7 protein-coding genes are annotated in these 20,115 nt (G+C 68.4%); 4 read left to right on the forward strand and 3 right to left on the reverse strand.

Features of this window, described 5'->3' with window-relative positions; all coding sequences use genetic code 11:
• Positions 1 to 125 precede the first annotated feature (125 nt).
• The 3 genes from J4H86_RS05110 to J4H86_RS05120 all read right to left on the reverse strand — a co-directional run bounded on the left by J4H86_RS05110 (position 126) and on the right by J4H86_RS05120 (position 13,734).
• Positions 126 to 4,229 (reverse strand): Eco57I restriction-modification methylase domain-containing protein, encoded by a 4,104-nt coding sequence (locus J4H86_RS05110; RefSeq protein WP_236542352.1) that lies wholly within the window; start codon positions 4,227 to 4,229, stop codon positions 126 to 128.
• Positions 4,229 to 7,321 carry a DEAD/DEAH box helicase gene (locus tag J4H86_RS05115; protein WP_236542353.1) on the reverse strand — a complete coding sequence of 1,031 codons (3,093 nt, stop codon included), beginning with the start codon at positions 7,319 to 7,321 and terminating at the stop codon, positions 4,229 to 4,231. Before J4H86_RS05115 ends, J4H86_RS05110 begins: the two co-directional genes overlap by 1 nt.
• A 119-nt stretch (positions 7,322 to 7,440) precedes the next feature.
• Positions 7,441 to 13,734, reverse strand: coding sequence for a protein kinase domain-containing protein (locus J4H86_RS05120; protein ID WP_236542354.1), 6,294 nt, complete (start codon positions 13,732 to 13,734; stop codon positions 7,441 to 7,443).
• 238 nt (positions 13,735 to 13,972) lie between these two features.
• Between J4H86_RS05120 and J4H86_RS05125 the strand changes: the two genes are divergently transcribed.
• The 4 genes from J4H86_RS05125 (at position 13,973) to J4H86_RS05140 (ending at position 19,975) form a co-directional block, all read left to right on the forward strand.
• Positions 13,973 to 15,469, forward strand: coding sequence for an N-6 DNA methylase (locus J4H86_RS05125; protein WP_330932490.1), 1,497 nt, complete (start codon positions 13,973 to 13,975; stop codon positions 15,467 to 15,469).
• Positions 15,470 to 15,836: 367 nt separating this feature from the next.
• A complete protein-coding gene (locus tag J4H86_RS05130; protein ID WP_236542355.1) occupies positions 15,837 to 17,942 on the forward strand; it encodes a UvrD-helicase domain-containing protein in 2,106 nt (701 codons plus the stop codon).
• Positions 17,943 to 18,175: 233 nt separating this feature from the next.
• Positions 18,176 to 18,553 (forward strand): hypothetical protein, encoded by a 378-nt coding sequence (locus tag J4H86_RS05135; protein ID WP_236542356.1) that lies wholly within the window; start codon positions 18,176 to 18,178, stop codon positions 18,551 to 18,553.
• A gap of 288 nt (positions 18,554 to 18,841) precedes the next feature.
• On the forward strand, positions 18,842 to 19,975 hold the full coding sequence (locus J4H86_RS05140; protein WP_236542357.1) for a hypothetical protein: 1,134 nt from the start codon (positions 18,842 to 18,844) through the stop codon (positions 19,973 to 19,975).
• The last annotated feature ends 140 nt before the right edge of the window (positions 19,976 to 20,115 follow it).

Below are 20,115 nucleotides of genomic sequence, written 5' to 3' on the forward strand. Positions count from 1 at the left end.
GGGTACCTCCGAGACTGGGCGAGGCCCCACTCCCCCTTCCCCAGCGGCGGAGTCCGAGGAGCGCGATGCGCATCCCTCCTGTCAATATGTGCGTGCTGAGCTGGGCAGTTTAGGGCGGTGGGCGGTCAGCCCTCGGCGGCCGGGTGGCGGGGGCCGTGGCCGGGGGGTGGGGTGAGGGCGGAGGTGAAGTTCTCGCCGTCCACGAGGGGGGTGTCCTGCCCGACGCCGACCTTGGCCATGCGGTCGTAGACCTCCAGGATCAGCTCCTTGGTGCGGTAGGAACCGTGCGCCGCCACATCCTTCTTCTTGACGATCGGGAAGGTCTCCATGATGTAGTCCACGTCATCGCGCTCGATGCCGTAGAGGTGAAAGAACAGGGCATCCAGCTCGGCGCGCATAATCGTGCGGCGTTCCTCGTCCCAGCGGAAGGGCGGGCCGTCGTCGTCGAGGTCTCGAGCAAAGGGGGCCATGTCGTGGGCGGTGTAGGTGAGCTCGAGAGATCTTCTCGCGATAAAACCCTCGTGTAGCTTCAATCTCTGTGGAGCCAGCACTGGAAGCTGCTTCCACAGAAAAAACGCCATGCTCGTTCCACCAATTTTTTGACGACTCGCATAATCAAACACAAAAGAAGCCTGACAGCCACATAGACCTACAACTTCGCTTGCCTCCCTGGGGAGAATCGACAGGAGGTATTTGTGTCCAACCGCAACCCGAGGTATCACGGCAGCGATAGACGTCCGTTCATTTGTGGCTGATGTAGCATCACACCATCCAAACAGCCATTGATGACGCCATCCAACGGCCTGAAGTCGCGACGCAACCGTAACTTCGACTCTCCCCCGGGAACTCTCTGACGATTCATGAATCCCAGCGGGAACCCAGCTCAGGGGAACAGCCCTGCGATTCGGATCTTGAAGCTCATCATGTTGAAGGTAACGCGGCTGATTCTTTCTCTTGGTTGCGGTTTCACTCTTTACAACGTCTGCTGCACGATGGTTATAAAAATCCACCATCTTCGCCTCGTACAGCGGGAGCATGCGCTGCTCGCCCTTGGTGAAGACGTTGCCGTGCAGGGTCCAGCCGTCGGACTCCAGGTCCTCGCGGGCGTGGAAGAGCCCGGAGTCATGGGACATGTTGAACAGCCCTTGCGCAAACGACACCCCCCAGGGGTTCCCCTCCGGATCCCCCTCCTTCACCAGGACCGGAACCCGCCGGTAGATCCCCAGGGTGACCTCCGCATCCCGGCGAGAGCGGAACACTGGGAGGGTTCCCGTGTTCGGGTTGACCAGGGTGATCTCCTCCGGAGTGAGGGTGAACACCTTGTCCGGGGTCTCCAGATCGGCGGGATCATGCAGGAAGAAGGCGAACGGCGTCGCGGACTCGCGCATGTCCCGGCCGGCGAGGGCCAGGATGCAGAACTTCATTCGCGAATCTACGGCCGGGAACAAACCACTGCGATTCTCGAAGTCATACAGCGCCGCGATCGAACCCCGCTGCACAAGGTCCTTGAAGAAGTACTGCGTGCGCGCATCTGTAGCGATTCCCGTCGGCACGATGATCCCCGTACGACCATTTGCGCTGAGCAAGACGCGGTCCGTCTCCGCGAACACCGCATACAGATTCAAGTTCCCCTGGCCGGTCAGCGGAACCCGCCCGGAGCGCCGCAGGAAGTGGCTCTCCGCGTAGACCTTCCGCTTGGCCGCCGCGTGCTCGCGGAACAGCCACTGCTTGTCCGGGTCGTCCTTGAGTGCCGCGATGCGCTTCTTCCGCTCCGAGGCACGCCCGATCTCAGCGATCTCCGGGTCGCGCAGTGCGAAGAACTCCTGCTCCTTCAGCTCCACGCTGTCCCACGGCGGGTTCCCCACCACGCAGTCGAAGCCCCCGGCCCAGCCGGTGTCCTCCTCGGTACCGGTTCCGCCTTCCGGGACGGTGAAAACCTCGGGGAACTCCAGGTGCCAGTGGAAGAAGTCGTATTGTTCGCGCAGCCGCACGATCTCCACATTGGTTTCCGACGAGGCTCCGGCCCCCTCGGGGTCGCTGAGTGCTTGGAACACCTCTTGGGTGACCGGGCGTGGAGCGTCCGGGGTCTTGAGCCACATGAATGCCGCGCACCAGGCATCGGCCAAGTGCAGCGCGTGCGTGTACTCCGCCGAGCCCTGCCAGGCGGCGTAGGCCTCCTGCTGCTCGCGCACCTCCAACAGCGAGTCCGCCGTGGCATCGGTGATGCGGCGCAGGCCGCGCGCGAAGTCCAGGTTGGACACCTTCACCGTGTCCGCGGCGAGGTCGAACAGGCTCTCCTGCCCGCCGTGCTCCTTGGCGTTGAGCTTTTCCAAGTACTTCGCGCGCTTCTTGTCGTCCCCCTCGGTAGCGATGAACGCCGCGTCCGGAACGCCCCCCTCCAGCAGCTTCGGCGTCGCTCCGATCAGTGCGTTTCCCTGTTTGATGTGTGCGTCCAGGAAGTTCAACGCCTTGCCCGGCTCCAGCGCCTCCAGCCACAGGGACACCTTCGCCAGTTCCACCGCCATGGGGTTCAGGTCCACCCCGTAGATGCACCTTGCCGCCACCTCGTGCAGTGCCCCCCGCACCGCGCCCACGGTCGGCTCGGGGTTGCCTTCCCGCACCGCGGCTACCCGCTTGGCGATCCTTCGGGCCGCCGCCAGCAGGAAGTGCCCGGAGCCGCAGGCCGGGTCACACACCTTCAGGTCCAACAGCTCGCCCACTACGGCATCCGCGTCGTCCGGGTTGCCCGCCCGCGTGGCCTTCTCCTGTCCACGTTTCACCGCGTCGTCCAGCACCGGATCCAGCGACGAGTCCAGCAGCGTCTCGATCAGCGAGGTCGGGGTGTAGTACGACCCGGTGGTCTTGCGGTCGTTGCCGCCGATGACTTTCAGTTCGAAGGTGAGGTCGGAGGCGTTGTGCTTGGGCACCAACTCCAAGAGGGATTCGTAGATGGAGCCCAACTCTTCGGCGTCCAGGTTGCGGTAGTCCACCGACCGCTGGCGCCGGGAGTCCTTGTCCCTGACCTCGGCGAGGTGGCGCACCGCCGCCAACAGGTGCTCGTTGGCAAGCTCCAGCCCGTCCAGGGGCGTGTCGGCCTCGGTGCGGTCGAACAGCCCGCCCAGTCCTGGCAGCCCCAGTTCGGGGCGGCCCTCGACCTCCCCCAGCGCGTCCAGCACGAGGCGCAACGCCCGGTACAGGTCCCGATGGGCGGTGCCGCGGCGACGTCGGGCGTGGCGGCGCAGGCGGGCGGTGGAGAAGTAGGCCGCGTAGCGCTCCTTGACCTGCTCGTCGGTCCCCGGCGGGTGCAGCGCGCCACGGTCCTCGGCCACGAACACGAACAACAGCCGGTAGACGAGCCGGAGCAGCGCTCGGTGGAAGGCGGTGACGTCCAGGTCTCGGCGCAACTCGGGGTTGGCGCGCAGGAAGCCGGTGCCCAGCACCGTGATGGCCTCGCGTACGCTCTCGCTGAGCTGTTCCAGCGCGCGGGTGCCGGACTTGATGGCCTCGCTCCGCCAGGTCTCCAGCCAGCAGGCCGAGGCCGGCTGCTCGGGGGCGGTCTCGAAGCGGGAGGCGTGCAGCAGCCGGAACAGCAGCACGAACTCGTTGAAGAGTTCGCCGTCGAAGATCGCCTCAAGGTCGAACTCGACGTAGGCCGCCCCGGCCAAGGCGCTGGAGTCGCGGAGCAGCCGCACCTGGCGGCCGTTGGTGAGCAGCGCCCACAGGCGGGGCGTGGAGGTGTTCAGTAGCTCCTGCACGAACGACTGTGGCGGAACACCTCCCGAGCTCGGCCGCCGGTCCAGCTCGGTATGCCAGGCCACGACGTGGATCGGCACGTGCTGCCACAGGTGGGAGACGTCGAAGGTCTTGGTGCCGTCGTCGCTCGCCACCCCGTCCGCCGGTCCAGGTGGCACGCGGCCGAAGCCCAGTTCGCCGAGCAGTGGCTCCACCCACTGCGGCAGCGCCGCCCCGGCGGAGTCGGTGGCGGGGGTGCCGTCCTGGGCGGTGGGCAGGTTCTTGCGCAGCTCGCGCCAGGCACCCTTGAGGTAGTCCCAGCGGCGTTCGGCCTCGTCGCTGACCGAGCGGGCGCCCACAACCCCGTAGTCGGACGGCCTAGCGCCGGATATGTCCTTCTGTCGTCCTTCGGCGATGCGCAGCAGCATGTCGGCGGGCAACAGCCCACCCTCGGTATGCACCGCGGTGAGGACCTGGGTACGGGTGACGGCGGCCATCAGGCGGCACCTCCAGCAACGGTGGGGGCGACGGGCAAGTAGACGTAGACGCCGAGGATGTCGGCGGGTTTCTGGGCCTGAACCCGCAGGCCGCGGCGGATCTCGTCGGAGGCGATGCGCACCCGCCGGTGGGCGTCGGCCAGCTCGGTGGCCAGTGTCTCGCCGTGAGCGTCCAGGTGCGACTCTGCGGAAGGGAGATCGTCGAGCACCATTCGCATGGTCGGTTTGGCCATGGCCAGGGCCGTGTTCTGCGTGGCGGAGACCTCCAGGAGCGCCGTCGCCTGCTCCGGCTCCAGCCATTCGGGATGATCGGGGGTGCCGGTGAAGGCGAGCAACCGGGCGTCCTCGGCGACCATCTGCCGGGTGCCGTGCCTGGAGGGCAGGGTGAGGTGGAATCGGTAGCGCACGAGGAGCAGGGTGGTGGCCTCGTCGACGGCATCGGTACGGATCACCCCGCAGCGCCGCGCCGGGCGACGGTCGTCGCTCGGCCTCCCGTCTGGCGCGGTGTCCAGCGCGGTGTCGAGCACATGGGCGGCGAGCGCGCCCAGCACCGGGTCCGTGCGCACCAGCGCTGCCTCGCCCCGGGCCACGGCGGCGGTGTCCCGGAAGCGCACGCCCCGGCCCGGCCGGGTGGCGTCGGTACCGGCCAGCGGTTCCACGGCGTCCCGCAGCCCGATGGGGGTGCCGGAGAGATCGGCGCGGAACCCCTCGCCGCCGTCTGGAAGCGGGGTGAGCAGGCCACCGAGTCCGCGCAGGGCGCGTTCGGTGAAGGTGCGCACCTCCCCCGCCCCGCCCAGGGCGTCACGCACGGCGGCCACCTCGCGGGCCACCTCCTCGGGGTGGATAGCACGCTGGGCGAAGCGGCTGCGGGAGGTGCGCTCCCGCTCGGCCGCGGACTTCCACTGGGTTTCGATGGCCTCCGCCTGGCGGTCCAGCGCGGCGAGTTCCTCGGAGCCGAACAGGGACTCCTGTTCGGCGGACTCGCTACCACGCATCAACAACCACTCCACAATGGCGTCCGTGACCCCGCTGGAGGCCTCGTCCGGGACGGAGACCGCGATGCCCAGGTCCTTGCGAATCTGGCGGTGTTTGCGGATGAGCACCTCCAGGACCTTGCCGTCGATGCCGTTGTCCTCGCCGTACAGAGTGACCACGCGCACCAGGTCCCGGAGCTGGCCGAAGCGGTCCACCCGGCCTTCGCGCTGGTCGTGGCGGGTGGGGTTCCAGGCGAGGTCGTAGTGCACTACGGCATCGAAGTAGTGCTGGAGGTTCACACCTTCGGAAAGGCAGTCGGTGGCTACCAGCACCCGGCGCGGGGTAGGGCCTTTCGCCGCATCGTCGGCGGCTTCGGCGGCGGTCTGTTTGGCCAACTCCTCGATCCGCTCTACGCGCTGCTGCGGGGAGAGCTTGCCGGTGACGGCCATGACGGTGGTGCGTCGGCCGTTCGCGCCGCCCTTGTCCAGCAGGCTCTTTCGCTTCGCGGCGACGCCCTTGCCTGAGGTGCTCTTTTCCGCTGAGCCGCCGTCTTGCTCTCCGCCCAGGTGGGCGGCGACGTACTCGGCGGTGTCGATGTAGTGGCAGAAGACGATCGGGTTGTAGCCCGCGTCCAGTAGCCCGTTGAGGTGCTTGATCAGCGCTGCGAGCTTGTGGTCCTTCTGCGGGCCCTCCAATTCTGCTGCGCGGCGGGCCAGGGCCGCCAGCGGGCCGTCCGGGGCGTCCTCTGTGGCGCCTCGCTCACCCTCGGCGGCGAGGTCCGCGCCGTGGGCGGTGTCCATGCCCTCCAGAGTGTCGGTGTCCACGGCGTCCCGGGCCACTGGTGCGCCGAGCGCGTCGGCTTCCTCCGCGGTTTCGGCGGCGGCCGCAGCCGAGCGGGTGGTCAGGGTCTTCGCGGCGGCCCGCGGCGAAGAGACCATGGCGCGCAGCAATGCGATGGCCGACCACCAGGCCACCCGGTAGTCGCGGTCTCCCTTGCCGCCCGCCCGATGCACCCGCTCGCGGGCGTAGGCGATGGCATCGCCCAACAGATCCTTGTATTCCGGGGAGAGCCGGTAGGTCTCGTCAGCGAACTCCCGATCCCGGGGGAAGGACGTGGTTTCGGCGAGGGAGTCGTCGGCCAGACCATCGCCCGTCCGGGTGAGGTATTGGCGCACGTCGGCGCGTTTGCGCTGAACGAAGTGCCGCGCCAGCAGCCGGCGCCCTTCGTCGGTATCCAGGTCAACATCCGCCAGCTCGGGATTGACCAGGCCGAGGAGCGCCCGGAATGCCTCCTCCTTGCCGCTGTGCGGCGTGGCCGTGACCAGCATCAGGTGCCGCTCGGCGTCGGCCGCCACCTTCCGCAGCAGCTCGTAGCGAAGCTGATTCTGGGTGCTGCGGCCCGCTTTGGTGTCGCCGGCGGTGACGCAGGTGTGTGCCTCGTCCACGATGACCAGGTCCGGGCAGTGGCGCACGAAGTCGTCACGGTGGCGGGTGGACTTGATGAAGTCCGTGGAGACGATGACGTGGCGGTGCTTGTCGAACAGGGACTGGCCGAGATCCAGGCCGCGCTCCAGTTTGGAGACCGTGGAGGAGAGCACGAGTTCGGCGTCGATGCCGAACTTGGTGCGCAGCTCCTCCTGCCACTGCTCGGCGAGTGCCGGACTGCACAGGACGGCGAGCTTGCGGGCCTCGCCCTGCGCCAGCAGCTCGGTGGCGATCAGCCCGGCTTCCACGGTCTTGCCGATGCCCACGTCGTCGCTGATCAGCATGCGCACCGTGGGCTGGCGCAGCGCCATGAGCAACGGCACGAGCTGGTAGGCGCGTGGCTGCACCGCGATCCCGGCCAGGGAGCGGAAGGGGCCGGCCCCGGAGCGGAAGCCGATGCGCAGCGCGGAGCGCAGGAGTCCAGCGGCCTGCTCGTTGCCCAGATCCTCCGGAGTGGGCCAGGCGAAGGAGGCCTCGGCGACGTCCTCCAGGCTTGGGAAGACGGCGGCGACGTCGTCGTCACCCCCACCCAAGGGGCGCAGCACGAGCATTTCCTCGGCGCTCTCGGGGAGCACCACCCATTCCCGGCCCCGCGCGGAGACCAGAGATCCGGGTGCGTAGGAGGTGGGCATTGTGCGTCACTCCTTGTCGTGGGGATGGGGGAAGCGATGGCAACGGGAGTTCGAGCGTGACCACGCGCCCCGCGTCGCACGGTGGTGAACGTGTCCGGTGGTCTCTAGAGAGCGCATGGTCAGTGGTCGGAGCCGCGGCCGAAGAAGTCTTGGTAATCGGCGACGATGCTCGCCCAGTCGGCGTCGTGGGGGAAGCGGATCGCCAGCCAGCCACTGCGGAACAGGCGTCTCTCCGCCTCGGCGTCGCGTTCGGCGACCCGTTCGTGCTCATGCACCGGGCCGTCCACGAACACCGCGACCTGGGCGTTGGACAGGCGATAGACGAAGTCCGGTCGTGCCTGGGCCTCGGGAAGATAGACCTGCCCCTCGTCGGGCATCCGGTAGCCGTGCTCCTTGAGCCAGTTCACGAACCGCTTCTCCAGTCCGGTCTCACTGGCGCGTCTCAGCCGCCGCATCTGGTCGGTGCGTGACTCACCACGCCCCGTGGGCAGGGTCTCGGCTCCGGCCAGGCGCCGCAACAGGTCCACGATTCGGCGTCGGTCGATGTCCTGGTGGTGCATCTGATTCTGGTAGGTGAGCAGGCAGTTGTAGCAGCCGCGGGAGCAGTGGTTGGGCTCCGCAGTGCCCAGGTCCGCACCGTCGGGAGCGAAGTGGCACAGGTCCAGGGCGGTGGCGGCGGCGACGGCCAGGGCTTCGCCGTCGTGTTGGATACGGCGCAGCACTCCGGCCCCACCTTCGGCGGCCTCCGTGAACAGGATCCGATCCCGCGGCCCCTTGTCAGGAGGTAGCAGCTCGCTGGTGAGCTCGGAGTCCTCCAGCTCGAACGCTGTCTCGATGCCGCGCTCCAGCGCGTACATCAGGGTCAGAGCCTCCTCCCGAGGCAGGGCATCGGTCAGGTGCACCACCAGGATGTTGCGCCGGTCCTCTACGTAGGGGATGACGCGCAGGGCGTGGCCGGCCTTGTCGTCACCCGCACGGTCGCCGCCTTCGACCAGCGGCAGGTCGCCGGGGTCGTGCGAAGCGTCCTGGCCCTGCTTCTCGTTCAGCCATCGCCCGGTGGTGGGGTCCAGCCAGAAGCCGTCGGGATCCTCGCGCTTGGCCCGCAGCCGGCCGAGGTTGGTGATACGCACTGTGGCGGAGTCGCCGTAGTGCAGGGTGGCCAGGGTGTCGGCACCGTCGCGGGCCATGGCGTCCTGCCTGCCCACCCGGCCGCCGCCATGCTCGGCGAAGCGGTAGGAGGTCGCCAGGCGGAACCCGGCCCGGCGGCGCTCCTCCTCGTCGGAGGAGATCTTTTCCCGCTTGGTGGTGTACACGGTGTGCAACTGCAGCAGGTTCGGGGTGGGCGAACCCAGGGGAGAACCGCACAGGCGGCACTGGGTGTCGATGTCCTTCGGTTCGTGGTGATACCCGCAGTCTTCGCAGCGGGTCGCCTGGCCGGTGTGCAGGTCGCCGCTGGAGTCCGGCGGCAACTGGATGCGCGTCACCTGGTAGCGCGAGCCCTCGTGGTAAATGAGTGCGCCGGGGCCGAACTCGCGGATGGCCACGAACCGGGGCCGTTGCAGGAAGTCGCCGTCGTCGGAGCGCCCGCGAGTGGGAATGTAGGCGGCCAGTGGCAGGCGCGGAAAGGAGTAGCCAGGCAGGAAGCCCTCGCTGGCCAGGTAGCGATAGGGGTTGAAGTCGCTGAGCACGGACTTGCTGTCCTGACTCTCGTTGAGCAGCAGGGTGATCTGGGTTTCCGCCTCCCGGCGTCGGTTGGCCGCGCGCTGCCGGTCTCGCTCCGAAAGGCTGTGGTCCAGACGACGGCGGTTCTGCTCGGCCTGGTCCACCAACGCGGCGCGGAACAGTTCCCGCCAACGGTCGAAGGCGTCGTTGAATGCCTTGGGGGCGCCACGCACCATCCGCTCCAGCCAGCAGTCGTCCCACCACGGCATCTCGGCCAGCGCCTCCAACTGCTCGCCGAACACCTCGTGGGCCGCGATCAAGGCCCGACGCTGGGCACCCTCCTGCTCGATCTTCTGCTGAACGTCGCTGTGCAGTTCCAGTGCGGGCTCGGGCCTGCTCTTCGCCTTGTCGTAGTCGACACTGATGACCTCGGGTATTGCGCGGCCGAGCTTGACGCCGGTCTCGGCCAGCCACAGCGCGTGCAGGTGAGCCGCCACCAGGTCCTCATTGGCCAGTTCAAGGCGCGGGGCCTGCACCGCCCCGGCCACCATCCGGTCGGAGTGGCGGAAGTAGTACTGGTCATGGCTGTTGCCGGTCGCGCAGTATGTGGTGATCAAGGCCGGCTGGCCGCTGCGCCCGCCCCGACCGCTGCGCTGGGCATAGTTGGCGGGGGTGGGCGGCACGTTGCGCATCAGCACCGCGTTGAGGTCCTTGATGTCCACGCCCAACTCCATGGTGGGCGAGCAGTACAGCAGCGGCAGCGTGGCCTCGCCGAACAGCTTCTCGCGGGTCTCGCGGTCGTCCGGGGTGACCTGCGCGGTGTGTTCGCGCGCCCACAGACCGCCGAGGGACGCCGCCGCTCCCCGGTAGAGGTCGCGGAAGAACTGGTTCACCGCGGGCCCCTCCCCACTGGCGTAGGTGCGGGTCAGCGGGTCTTGTGCGCCGAAGAGGCCGTCGCCGGCCTTCCAAATGAGGCATCCGGCGTCCACCTGGTAGCCGGTGACGGACTCACCGCGGTGGAAGCGGCGCCGCGCGGCGCGCGGGTCGTGGGCGGTGCGGGTCAGCAGACCGGCCTCGGCGAGGACTTCCAGCAGTTGGGCGACGATGTGCTGCAGATCCTCGGCGCCCAGCCCGGCCTCGCGGAAGTGCATCCGCTTGAGGTACTGGGCGAACTTGTGCCGCCCAGAGAAGAACAGGCCGTTGGGGTTGACTTTGGCGCGCTGGGTGGACGCCATCGGATAGGCGGCCACGAACTTGGGGCGCTCGGAGTCCTGGACCACCCATGATTCGTTAAGGCGGTACTCGCTCGCGCTCTGTACCGACTCGAATTTCTCGTCGCCGAGGTAGGGCGTGGCGATGGCCAGCTCGCGGCGCATCTCGTCCAGCAGCGCGCGCAGAATGACGGCCCGCTGCCGCGACCCGGCGCCGAGCAGCGAGGGGTGAGTACCCGCCCAGGACCGCTCGTTCTCAGCGAGCCAGTCGAGGTCGGCGTAGTCGACGCGCAGCAGCCCGGTCTGTTCCAAGTTGGGCATGGTGACCCGCCAGCCGCCGCCGAGGTCGAGGTAAAGCCGGAAGGTGATCACGTCGCGCAGCGCCGTGGCCGCCTGGGCCGCCTGGCGAGGTGGGAGCTCGCCGTCAGTGGACCTCGCGTAGTCCCCGGGGGTTAGGCCCAGCGCGTCGCTGACCCGCGAGGCCAGGTGCTCGGCGGTGAGGCCATCGCTCCCGTCCTCCACCGCGGCCATGAGTGCCCGGTAAAGCCCACCGCGCAACTGGGTGACTTGAACGAAGTCGTTGAAGTGCCCGGCCTGCAGCGAGGCATCCTGCCGGTTGTCCACGAACGTCAGCAGCTTTCGGGCCTCTTTGCCCAGAGCGTCCTCGGGGACACGCCTGAGGGCGCGCACGATGGTCTCGGAGATCAGCGAAGTGGCCGAGGAGCGGCCCTCCTGGCCCAAGGTGGCCAGCTTCGCGAAGTCCTTACCACGCTTGGTCGCGTAGCTCACCCCGCAGTGCAGGCAGAACAGGAACGGCGAGGGGACGAACGCCGCCGTCAGGTCACCCTTGCCCTCGTGGCCGTGCACGTCCACAGTGACGGTGCGCGGCACGTTGTCCTGGTAGTTCTTGGCAACGTTGTCTTGGCCGTGGTCGTCGACCTCCAGCCAGGCGTCCGGAAGCCGATCCTTGGCGAGCACCTCCTTGAGGGTCTCCGGCCACGGGGAGTCCGCGGAGAGGTATAGGTAGCCCTCCTTGCCACCCTCCGGGGCATCCGCCGCGGGGCCGCTTTGGCGGGATGTGTAGGCCGTGCCCGTGGCGGTCGTGGTCCGCCATACCGTCAGATACTCCTGGCCACATTCGCGGCAGAACGCCAGCGGCAGCAGGATCTTGCCCTCAGAGCCGGGAAGTTCCAGCTGGTAGTGGCGGGTCAGCGGCCGCTCACCGGGCGGCTCCAGTGTGGTGAAGACGGTGTCGCCCTTGGACAGGAACTGGTGCAGTCGGAAGGCGAACAACGGGCGACCATTGCCTGGGTGAAGGGCCTCGGCTCCCGCCTCAAGGGTGCGGCGGATCGCTTCCCGGCACTGCGTGGCGTCGACACCGGTCTCGGCGGCGAGCTGCTCGGCGGCCTGCTCTACCTGGGTGGGGCGTTGACGGACCAGGCGCCCTTCGGTGTCGGTGGTCAGGCCAAAAGTACTCTCGATCCATTGGGCCAGCGGGTCGTGGTACAGCTCGTGGTAGCTCCGCGGGGCGTCCTGGGCGGTGATCCGCGCCGGGGGCACCTGTGCGGGGCCGTCGGCGGTGGCGCGCACTACGGTCTCGGTGATCACGTTGTCCGCCTCGACCGGCGTACCGAAGATCATGCCGGCGACCTCGGCGACCTTCTCCTTCTGGGCCTGGTGGGTACCACCACTGACCATGGTGGCCGACGTGCCCACGCACTGCAGGTTCGGGGCCGCACAGGCCTGGCGCACCCGCCGGGCGAGGAAGGCGACGTCCGCGCCTTGGCGGCCGCGGTAGGTGTGCAGCTCGTCGAACACCAGGAAGTCCAGGCCGCCCGCCATCGCGATGAGCGAGTCGCGCTCGTGCGGGCGGGTGAGCATGAGCTCCAGCATCACGTAGTTGGTGAGCAGGATGTCGGGAGGGTTCTTGCGTATCCGCTCGCGCGCCTCCTCGCTCTCCTGGCCGGTGTAGCGAGCGAAGGTGACGGGTTCTCGGCCCGGGCCGTAGCCGAATTCCAGGAACTTGCGCAGCTCGTTGAGCTGGCTGTTCGCCAGGGCGTTCATGGGGTAGACCACGATGGCGCGCACCCGACGCTCGGCCTTGCCACCGGCCCGCTCCCGCTCGCGCAGCACCCGATCCACGATCGGCACGATGTAGCCCAAGGATTTGCCGGATCCGGTGCCGGTGGTGAGGACGTAGGAGGCACCGGTGCGGGCGGTCTGCAAGGCCTGGCGTTGGTGGCGGTGCAGGGTCAACGGGCGGCCCTCGCAGCGCGTGGCGCCCTCCTTCTTCTCCGTTTGGAATATGCGGGCCGCCTCGGGGTGCAGCAGGCCCTCCTGCACCAGTTCGGGCACGGTGCCCCCGGAGGAGAAGAAGGGGTTGAGCGAGAGCCAGGGGTCAGGCCACTGGGATTTGTCGTCGAGGTCTCGCCGCACGAATTCGGCGATGTCGACGTCGCGGATGACGGTACCGCCCTCGGTGAACTCCCGATACTCCCTAATGAGCTCGCCGTGCAGATTGAACACGTCCATCACGCCGCGCGGGGCGTCGTGGGCCGGGCGTTGGGGCGCGGTGTCGTCCAACAGCGGCGCCGGGGCAGGCTCGGGAACTTCGGCGCGTGGGTCGAACTCTGCCCAGCCGGTGACCGAGCCCTCCCCCTTGGCCAGGGGACGCAGGGCGTCGCGGACCTCGGCGGCGCTGGCTGGACGCCGGTCGGGTTCCTTGCGCAGCAGCTGTTCCACTAGCTGGGTGAGCGCACTCGGGATGTCGGCGCGCAGCAGGCCCATCGGGGGCACGGCGTCATTGTTGTGCTTGTGTCCCAGCTCATAGGGAGTGGCGCCGTCAAAGGGGAGCGTTCCCGTGAGTAGCTCGTAGAGCACACAGCCCAGGGCGTAGAGATCGGCCGCGGCCGTGACTTTGGCTCCGGCGAACTGCTCAGGGGCCATGTATCGCGCGGTCCCGACTGTGGCATCGGTACTGGTGAGGCTGCTGATGTCCGGATCATCGACGATGCGCCCCATCCCGAAGTCCAGCACCACGGCCCGGCCGCCGCGGGCGATCATCACGTTGGCGGGTTTGAGGTCACGGTGCACGATGTCCGCGGCATGCGCGGCATAGAGGGCGTCGGCGATCTGTGCGCCGAGGGCGGCGGCCCAGGAGACCGGCACTTGGGGCTCTTCGTCGCAGAGGTCGCGCACCGTGCGCCCGTCCAGCAGCTCCATCGCCAGGTAGGGCTTGCGGTCTACGGCGGTCTCGTCCACACCGCCGTCGATAACCCGCGGGATGTGGGGATGCACGAGTCGACGCATGATCTCCACCTCACGCGCGAAGCGCCGCACCGCCACGTCGTCGGGGTCGACGGGGATCCCAGAGCGACGGCGCAACAGGAGCTTCACCGCAACGTGGCGGTCCGGGGACTCCGGATCCACCTTCGTGTCCTCGGCGCGGTGGACCTCGCCCATGTTGCCACGTTCGATGAATCCGTCGAGGTGGAAGCGTCCAGCCACCCACTCCTGAGACATGGCACTGCCCTCACCCATGACACTGTCCCTCGCACTCGGCGTCACCCGGCTACGGCTCCCCCTAAATGCCCATCTTCCCAGCTTTCACCGCCAGGTGGCGACGCTCACGGAAAGAACTGCCGGTTGTCTGTTTGCGTCGCCAACATACTCGTGCTCTAGCATTCACACAAGAGCGGCTAACGTATCCGTCTGTGGTGTTGACGCAGTAAACGAATCTCTCCCGCCCCTATACACACAGTTCGTGTACGGTGATCACATGACCGAGAGCAGCCAGCGCGCGTACGAGCAGCAGGTCAGCGCCGCGGACATCGCCCGTCTCGCCGGCGTGACCCGCGCAGCGGTGTCCAATTGGCGCCGGCGCCACGAGGACTTCCCCACCCCGATCACCGACCGTGGCACCGTGGCCCGCTTCCGGCTTTCGGAGGTTCGCGCGTGGCTGGGCCGCCAGCACAAGGGCGAACTGGAGTCCGCCGATGTGCGGTTGTGGAACGCGCTGCGCAGCACCTACCACTCGGACATGGCCGCTGGAGTGGCCGCTGTCGCGGAGCTGCTCACCGGCGGCGCCCCCGGGGATCTGGGTGAGGAGGCCGCCGCCGACGCCCGCGAGTTGGCCACGGAGGGCTCCGCGAGTCAGGCGGTGCAGGTGCTCGTAGAACGGCTGGGCCGCTCCCCGCTGCGGGCGGACACCGAGCTGACCACCGATCTCCGTCTGGTGCGCGTCATCGCCCGCGCCGTCGATGGTTCCGCCCGCTCGGTTTTCGACCCCGCCTGCGGCACGGGGTCGCTCCTGCTGGGCGTCGGCGCCAGGGACGCCCAGCGTTACGGGCAGGAGGCGGTGGGCTCCGCCGCCCGGCTCACCCGTGCCCGCGCCGCGCTCGCAGGCGCACCGGAGACCGAGGTGCGTATCGGTGACGCGTTGCGCGTGGACCGCTGGCCGGAGCTGCGCACCGAACTCGTTATCTGCCACCCGCCCGCGCCGACGCCGGAGTGGGGGCGAGAGGAACTGCTCGTCGACCCTCGCTGGGAACTCGCCCTGCCGCCGCGTGCGGAGAGCGAGATGGCATGGCTACAGCACGCCTATGCCCATACCCTGCCGGGCGGCATGGCAGCAGTGGTGATGTCGACCGCTGCGGCGTACCGACGCACCGCGCGGCGCATCCGCTCCGAAGCGGTGCGGCGCGGCCTGCTTACCCAGGTGCTCGCCCTGCCGGCTGGGTTGGCGACCGGTCACGCCCAGCCGGTGCACCTGTGGGTGTTACGCCGTCCTTCACCGCGGACGCCGGCAGTGCGAGAGGTGCGCATGGTCGACCTGACCGGTACCTCCCCCGACGACGTACTCGACCCCGAGCAAGCGCCCAGTGCCACGCTTCCGCTGGTCGATCTGCTCGACGACACGGTGGACCTCTCGCCGCAGCGCCATGTCGCCGAACGCAGCGGGGATCTGCTGGGTGACTACGAGGCACTGCGCGCCGAGTTCGACGAGGCGCTCGCCACACTGCACGGCTCCCTGCCCAATGTCCTGCCCGAGCTCACCGAGGGCGGCGAGGACACGGGGCACAGCATGGCGCGGTTGGCCGACCTGGCATCCGCCGGACTGGTGGATCTGAGTGGGGAGCGCCCCCGAGCTCTCGATGAGCAGCTCGACAGCGACTTCCTCAACGGCTTCCTGTACAGTCCGGCCAACCGCGGGAGGGCCACGAGCGCCAGCGGCACCCATCGCACCGACGCCGCTCTGCCGCGGTTCCGCGGCTGACCCCAGAGGACCAGCGCCGCTACGGCGCGGCCTTCCGGGCGCTGGAATTGGCCGAGCGCCGGGCTCGCCACCTGGCGGACGTTGCCGCGCGCGCCGCCGAACTGGCCCGCACCGGACTGACCACCGGGAGCATCGCGCCGGGCGCGGCCGAGCCTTCCTCGACTCCCCGAGACGCACGATGATGTGGTCGCTGCCCGGTTCGCGCCCGAAGAGCGCCGGTGCGCTTGGCACCGGCCGCGGCCCTCCACCCTCGACAAACCGCGTTACGCTGACCGCTCACGTGACCCCTACGAGTCGCCGGGTCGCTGAGGACCGCGATCCGACTTCCCCCTTACCCCCCGCGCCCGACTTCCACAAGGTGACAGCCGTGGCACAGCTCGCCCTATACCGGGACTTTCTGACCGACTTCGCCAAGCTCGAGAAGACCGTACAGATGCGGGTCAGCGAGGCCTTCGAGAAGTTCGAGAACGCCGTGCACGCCGGCGCGCACCTGGAGAAGATCAGCGGGCTCAAGGGCTCTCCTTTCCGCACCATCCGCATCGATCGATTCTGGCGCGGCGTGGTGCTGGCCCCGGAATCCGGCGACACCTACACCCTGCTCGCGGTGCTGCCGCACGACGACGCCTATGAGTGGGTGCGGCGGCGGCGCGCCTCGGTCAACACCGCGACCGGCCGGATCGAGATCCGCGACGTGGCCGCCATCGATGCCTCTATGCCTCAGTTGGAGCGGATGGCGAGCAAGCGCCAGGGGAGGTTGTTCGACCACATTGGCGACGCGGACATGCGACGGCTGGGGGTGGACGAGCAGACCCTGGCCTTTGCTCGGGCGCTGACCGACGACTTCCAACTGGAGGCCGCCCGCGCCCTGCTGCCTCAGGTCCAGTGGGAGGTGCTCTACGGGCTGGCGGCCGGCATGAGCCCCGAGGACGTTTGGCAGGAGCTGGGCGCGGCGATCTCCGCGGGCCAGGACTTCGACACCGAGGATCTGGACGCCGCGGTCCGCCGCAGCGGCGACCGGGTGCTGTTGGTGGACGGACCGTCCGATCTGCTGGCCGTGCTGGCCGACCCCTTCGAACTGTGGCGCATCTACCTGCACCCCGCCCAACGCTCCGTGGTGGAGGCGACCTACCGCGGTCCCGCCCGCGTCGGCGGAGGGCCGGGCACCGGCAAGACCGTGGTGGCGCTGCACCGCGCGTTCCGCCTCGCCCAGCGGGGCGCCGGCATGGTGCTGCTGACCACCTTTACCTCCACCCTCGCCGAGCAGTTGGAGCGCAGCCTGCGTCTGCTGGCCGAGTCCTCCGGGGACACCGAGGCACTTCAGCGCGTTCGGGTGGAGCACGTGGACCGGCTCGCCCATCGCGTCTTCCGCGCCGAGCACGGCAGGCCCACGCTGCTGGACAACACCGCCGAGCAGAAGCTGTGGGAGCAGATCACCGCCGGGCTGCGAGACGACCTCCCGCCCGCCTTCCTCGCCGAGGAGTGGCGCCAGGTGGTGCTGGCCCGCCGGGTGTCCTCGGCGCCTGACTACCTCGCGGCGAAGCGCACCGGGCGCGGGCGAGCGTTGAACCCGACGGTGAAGTCCCGGGTGTGGCAGGCGGTCGACGAGTTCCGGCGCCTGCTCGACGAGCGCGGGCTGTGGACACACGAGACGGTGTGCGAGGAGGCGGAGCGGCTGCTCACCGCGCGCGCTAAGCCCGAGTTCCGCCACGTGGTGGTGGACGAGGCCCAGGATCTGGGCGCGCTCCAGTGGCGCCTGCTGCGCGCCGCGGCACCCGAGGCCGGTGATGACCTCTTCATCACGGGCGACACCCACCAGCGCGTCTACGGCCCGCAGGTGACCCTCTCCGAAGTCGGCGTGAACATCCGGGGCCGCTCCACCAAGCTTCGGGTCAACTACCGCACCACCGCCCAGATCCTCGGCTGGAGCCTTGGGGTCGTCCGCGGCGAGCCGGTGGACGACCTGGACGGCGGTCTGGAATCGTTGGCCGGGTACCGCTCGGAGATGCGCGGCGCCCCGCCGCAAACCGCGGCCTTATCCACCTGGGAGCGCGAGCTGGATCACCTCGCCTCCACTGTGCGCCAGTGGCGTGAGGACGGGGTGCTGCCCGGAGAGATCGGCGTGGCCGCTCGCTCCAACAGGCTGGCCGAGCAGGCTGCGGCGGCCTTGGAGCGAACCGGGGTTCCGGTGCGGCTTCTGGCCCGCTCCGGCGAGCCCAGCGAGTCGATCGCCGTGGGCACCATGCATCGGATGAAGGGGTTGGAGTTCCGCTGCCTGGCTGTCGTCGGTGCCGGCGCCGACCATCTCCCCGCCCCGCGCAGCCTCACATCGGAGGCGCAGGATTCCGGGGCGCACGCCCGTGACCTGCTGCGCGAGCGCTGCCTACTGTACGTGGCGTGCACCCGCGCCCGCGAGCGCCTCAGCGTGACCTGGCATGGTGCTCCCAGCCCATTCCTGGCCGATCTGGGGAACTGACCGGTCTGTCCCACCCGTTGGCCGGACGGGTCCCCTACCGATAGCTAGGGCTCGAACCGCGTTCTACCGCTCGGTACCACCGACGGCCTCTCGCGGGGCGACGGCGCACTCGCCTCCCGGTCGGGGACCGCGAGTGCCTGCCGGGCATAGCCTCGTCGAGTCACACCGGAACGGGCACGATCCTGCTAGAGTACTATTAGCGCTTTACCGGATTATCGAGTAAACTGCCCTCCATGCCCCACGTGGAGATCACCCAGAAGACTGACGACAGACTCGAACTCCTCGCCTCGTGGGAGGGCATCTCGAAGGGCGAGGTCATCGCCCGACTGCTGGAGCGGCTCCACGAGGCGGGGGAAAAAACGAATACCAACGCCACCACGGTCACCGTCTTCACCGTGTATCAGAAGACCCGCGTCGAGGCGGAGTTCGACCCGGCCACCCACACCTTGGCGATCACTTCCTCCCCCTGGTCCGGGGAGACGTTTAGCAAGCCCAGCACAGCCGCGATCGCCGTAGTGGAACACCTCAACCCCAACGCCAGCCCGAACAGGAACGGGTGGTCCTTCTGGCGAGTGGCGAGCACCGGACGGCCGCTTGATACACTAAGATAGTTCTGAATCTGCTTTATAGCATTAAAAGTCCTGAATCTGAGGCTAATGATTCTCTCTACCCACGCCACCATCGCCCTGTTGACCTTTATCTTTCTCGCGTTTGTGATGACCCTCCTCGCTGTCACGTGACCGCCCATATCCCAGACCTCCTCACCGCTCGGCCAGGACACTGTTTCCTTCCGGAGACTTGCCGCATCTGGAGGGAAGTTCCTTCACTGGGGAGGAGTGACTCCTCAATAAGCTCCGGATCGCGTTGATTCGGATTGGACACACGCCCCTGGGGGTGCTGTGCCAGAGCACACAGCCACCGGTGCCTTCTTCACCGAACCGCCCGGACGTCTCTTCCTGCACGTGAGTCCTTCGCCGCGGGCATGCCCCGGCGATGATCCGCTGGACTTGGTCAGCCCCGATATCGGCGGGCTCATCGTCTCTGACGACGATGGCGTCCACGCTTCCGCCTACCTCGAGCAGGTCGCCGACGATGGGGCCTTCACCGGACCGATCATCTACGACCCGGCGGTCTATGCGCGAGAGATCGCTCGACCCGACGAGCAACCAGCGCTCTTTGCGCTGAGCCGCGAGATGCGCGCCGCCTCCATACGCCTGCAGCCCGCGCGCCGTCACGCGCAGGTGAGCCTCACCCCTACCAGGTACCTCTATCCAGAGCCATATCGGTGTCTGCACAACGCCGCGCACGCCGCTGCGGAGATCGCGGCACCGGACATCGTCTTTGCCGTGCCCGTCGACCACACGTGGTTGGACTCCCCGCACTACCGGGAGCTGATCACCGTTCTCGTCGATACCCCCGGACCGAAGGCACTCATCCTGGGCGACGATGATGACCCGTTGGAGAAGCTCGACCGGGCCCAGCACTTGCGGGAGATCGTCACCTCGGTTCCCGGGCTCGCGCTTCTGCGCACCGGTCTCGCTGGCTTGGACGCCTTGGTCCACGGCGCGGAGTTCGCCTCGATTGGCGTGTCCGCCGCCACACGACGAACCCCTCCCCCGGGCCTTTCCTCCACCGGCCCCCGGAGTGGGCCACCGGAGGTTCTTGTGCCTGACCTGATGCACTACGTCGATGGTCAGCGCTTTTCGACAATGCTCAGTCAGACCAGTCAGGTCCCGCGGTGCCGGTGCCCGGAATGCGCTCGGGGCAGCATTGAGTTTGGCGAGCGAGGACGCCCGGTCACCACGTTCACAGAGGCCGCGGACGAGCAGATCGCCCACCGGCACAACTACTGGCTGATCGAGGAGTGGCACGCCACGCTCATGCGCGGTACCGAAAGCACCAAGCGACAGGACCGCTGGCGGCGGTTGTGCGCCGAGGCGCTCGGCAATCACATCCCAATCAACGCGCGTCGCCACCCGCATAGCGAGCCATTGGAAGCACCGAGCTCGCTGAAGTTCTGGGCAGCGGGCTGAGAAGGGGGTGCGAAGGTATCGCCTGAGGAGATCCAGGAATCGGCCGCCCCTCCTTCGATCACTGGTTCGGGGGTGCGGTCCGTCTGCGACGAGGAGCCGAAGCACGAACCAGTACCCGCCTTCGCAGGCCACAGTCGCCG

The organism is Spiractinospora alimapuensis, assembly GCF_018437505.1.
GTDB lineage: Bacteria > Actinomycetota > Actinomycetes > Streptosporangiales > Streptosporangiaceae > Spiractinospora > Spiractinospora alimapuensis.

What these genes read in the sequence shown, in the direction of transcription:
- J4H86_RS05115 (WP_236542353.1), bottom strand. Translation starts at nt 7,321, where the DNA reads ATGCCCACCTCCTACGCACCCGGATCTCTGGTCTCCGCGCGGGGCCGG.
- J4H86_RS05135 (WP_236542356.1), top strand. Translation starts at nt 18,176, where the DNA reads ATGCCCCACGTGGAGATCACCCAGAAGACTGACGACAGACTCGAACTC.
- J4H86_RS05110 (WP_236542352.1), bottom strand. Translation starts at nt 4,229, where the DNA reads ATGGCCGCCGTCACCCGTACCCAGGTCCTCACCGCGGTGCATACCGAG.
- J4H86_RS05125 (WP_330932490.1), top strand. Translation starts at nt 13,973, where the DNA reads ATGACCGAGAGCAGCCAGCGCGCGTACGAGCAGCAGGTCAGCGCCGCG.
- J4H86_RS05120 (WP_236542354.1), bottom strand. Translation starts at nt 13,734, where the DNA reads ATGGGTGAGGGCAGTGCCATGTCTCAGGAGTGGGTGGCTGGACGCTTC.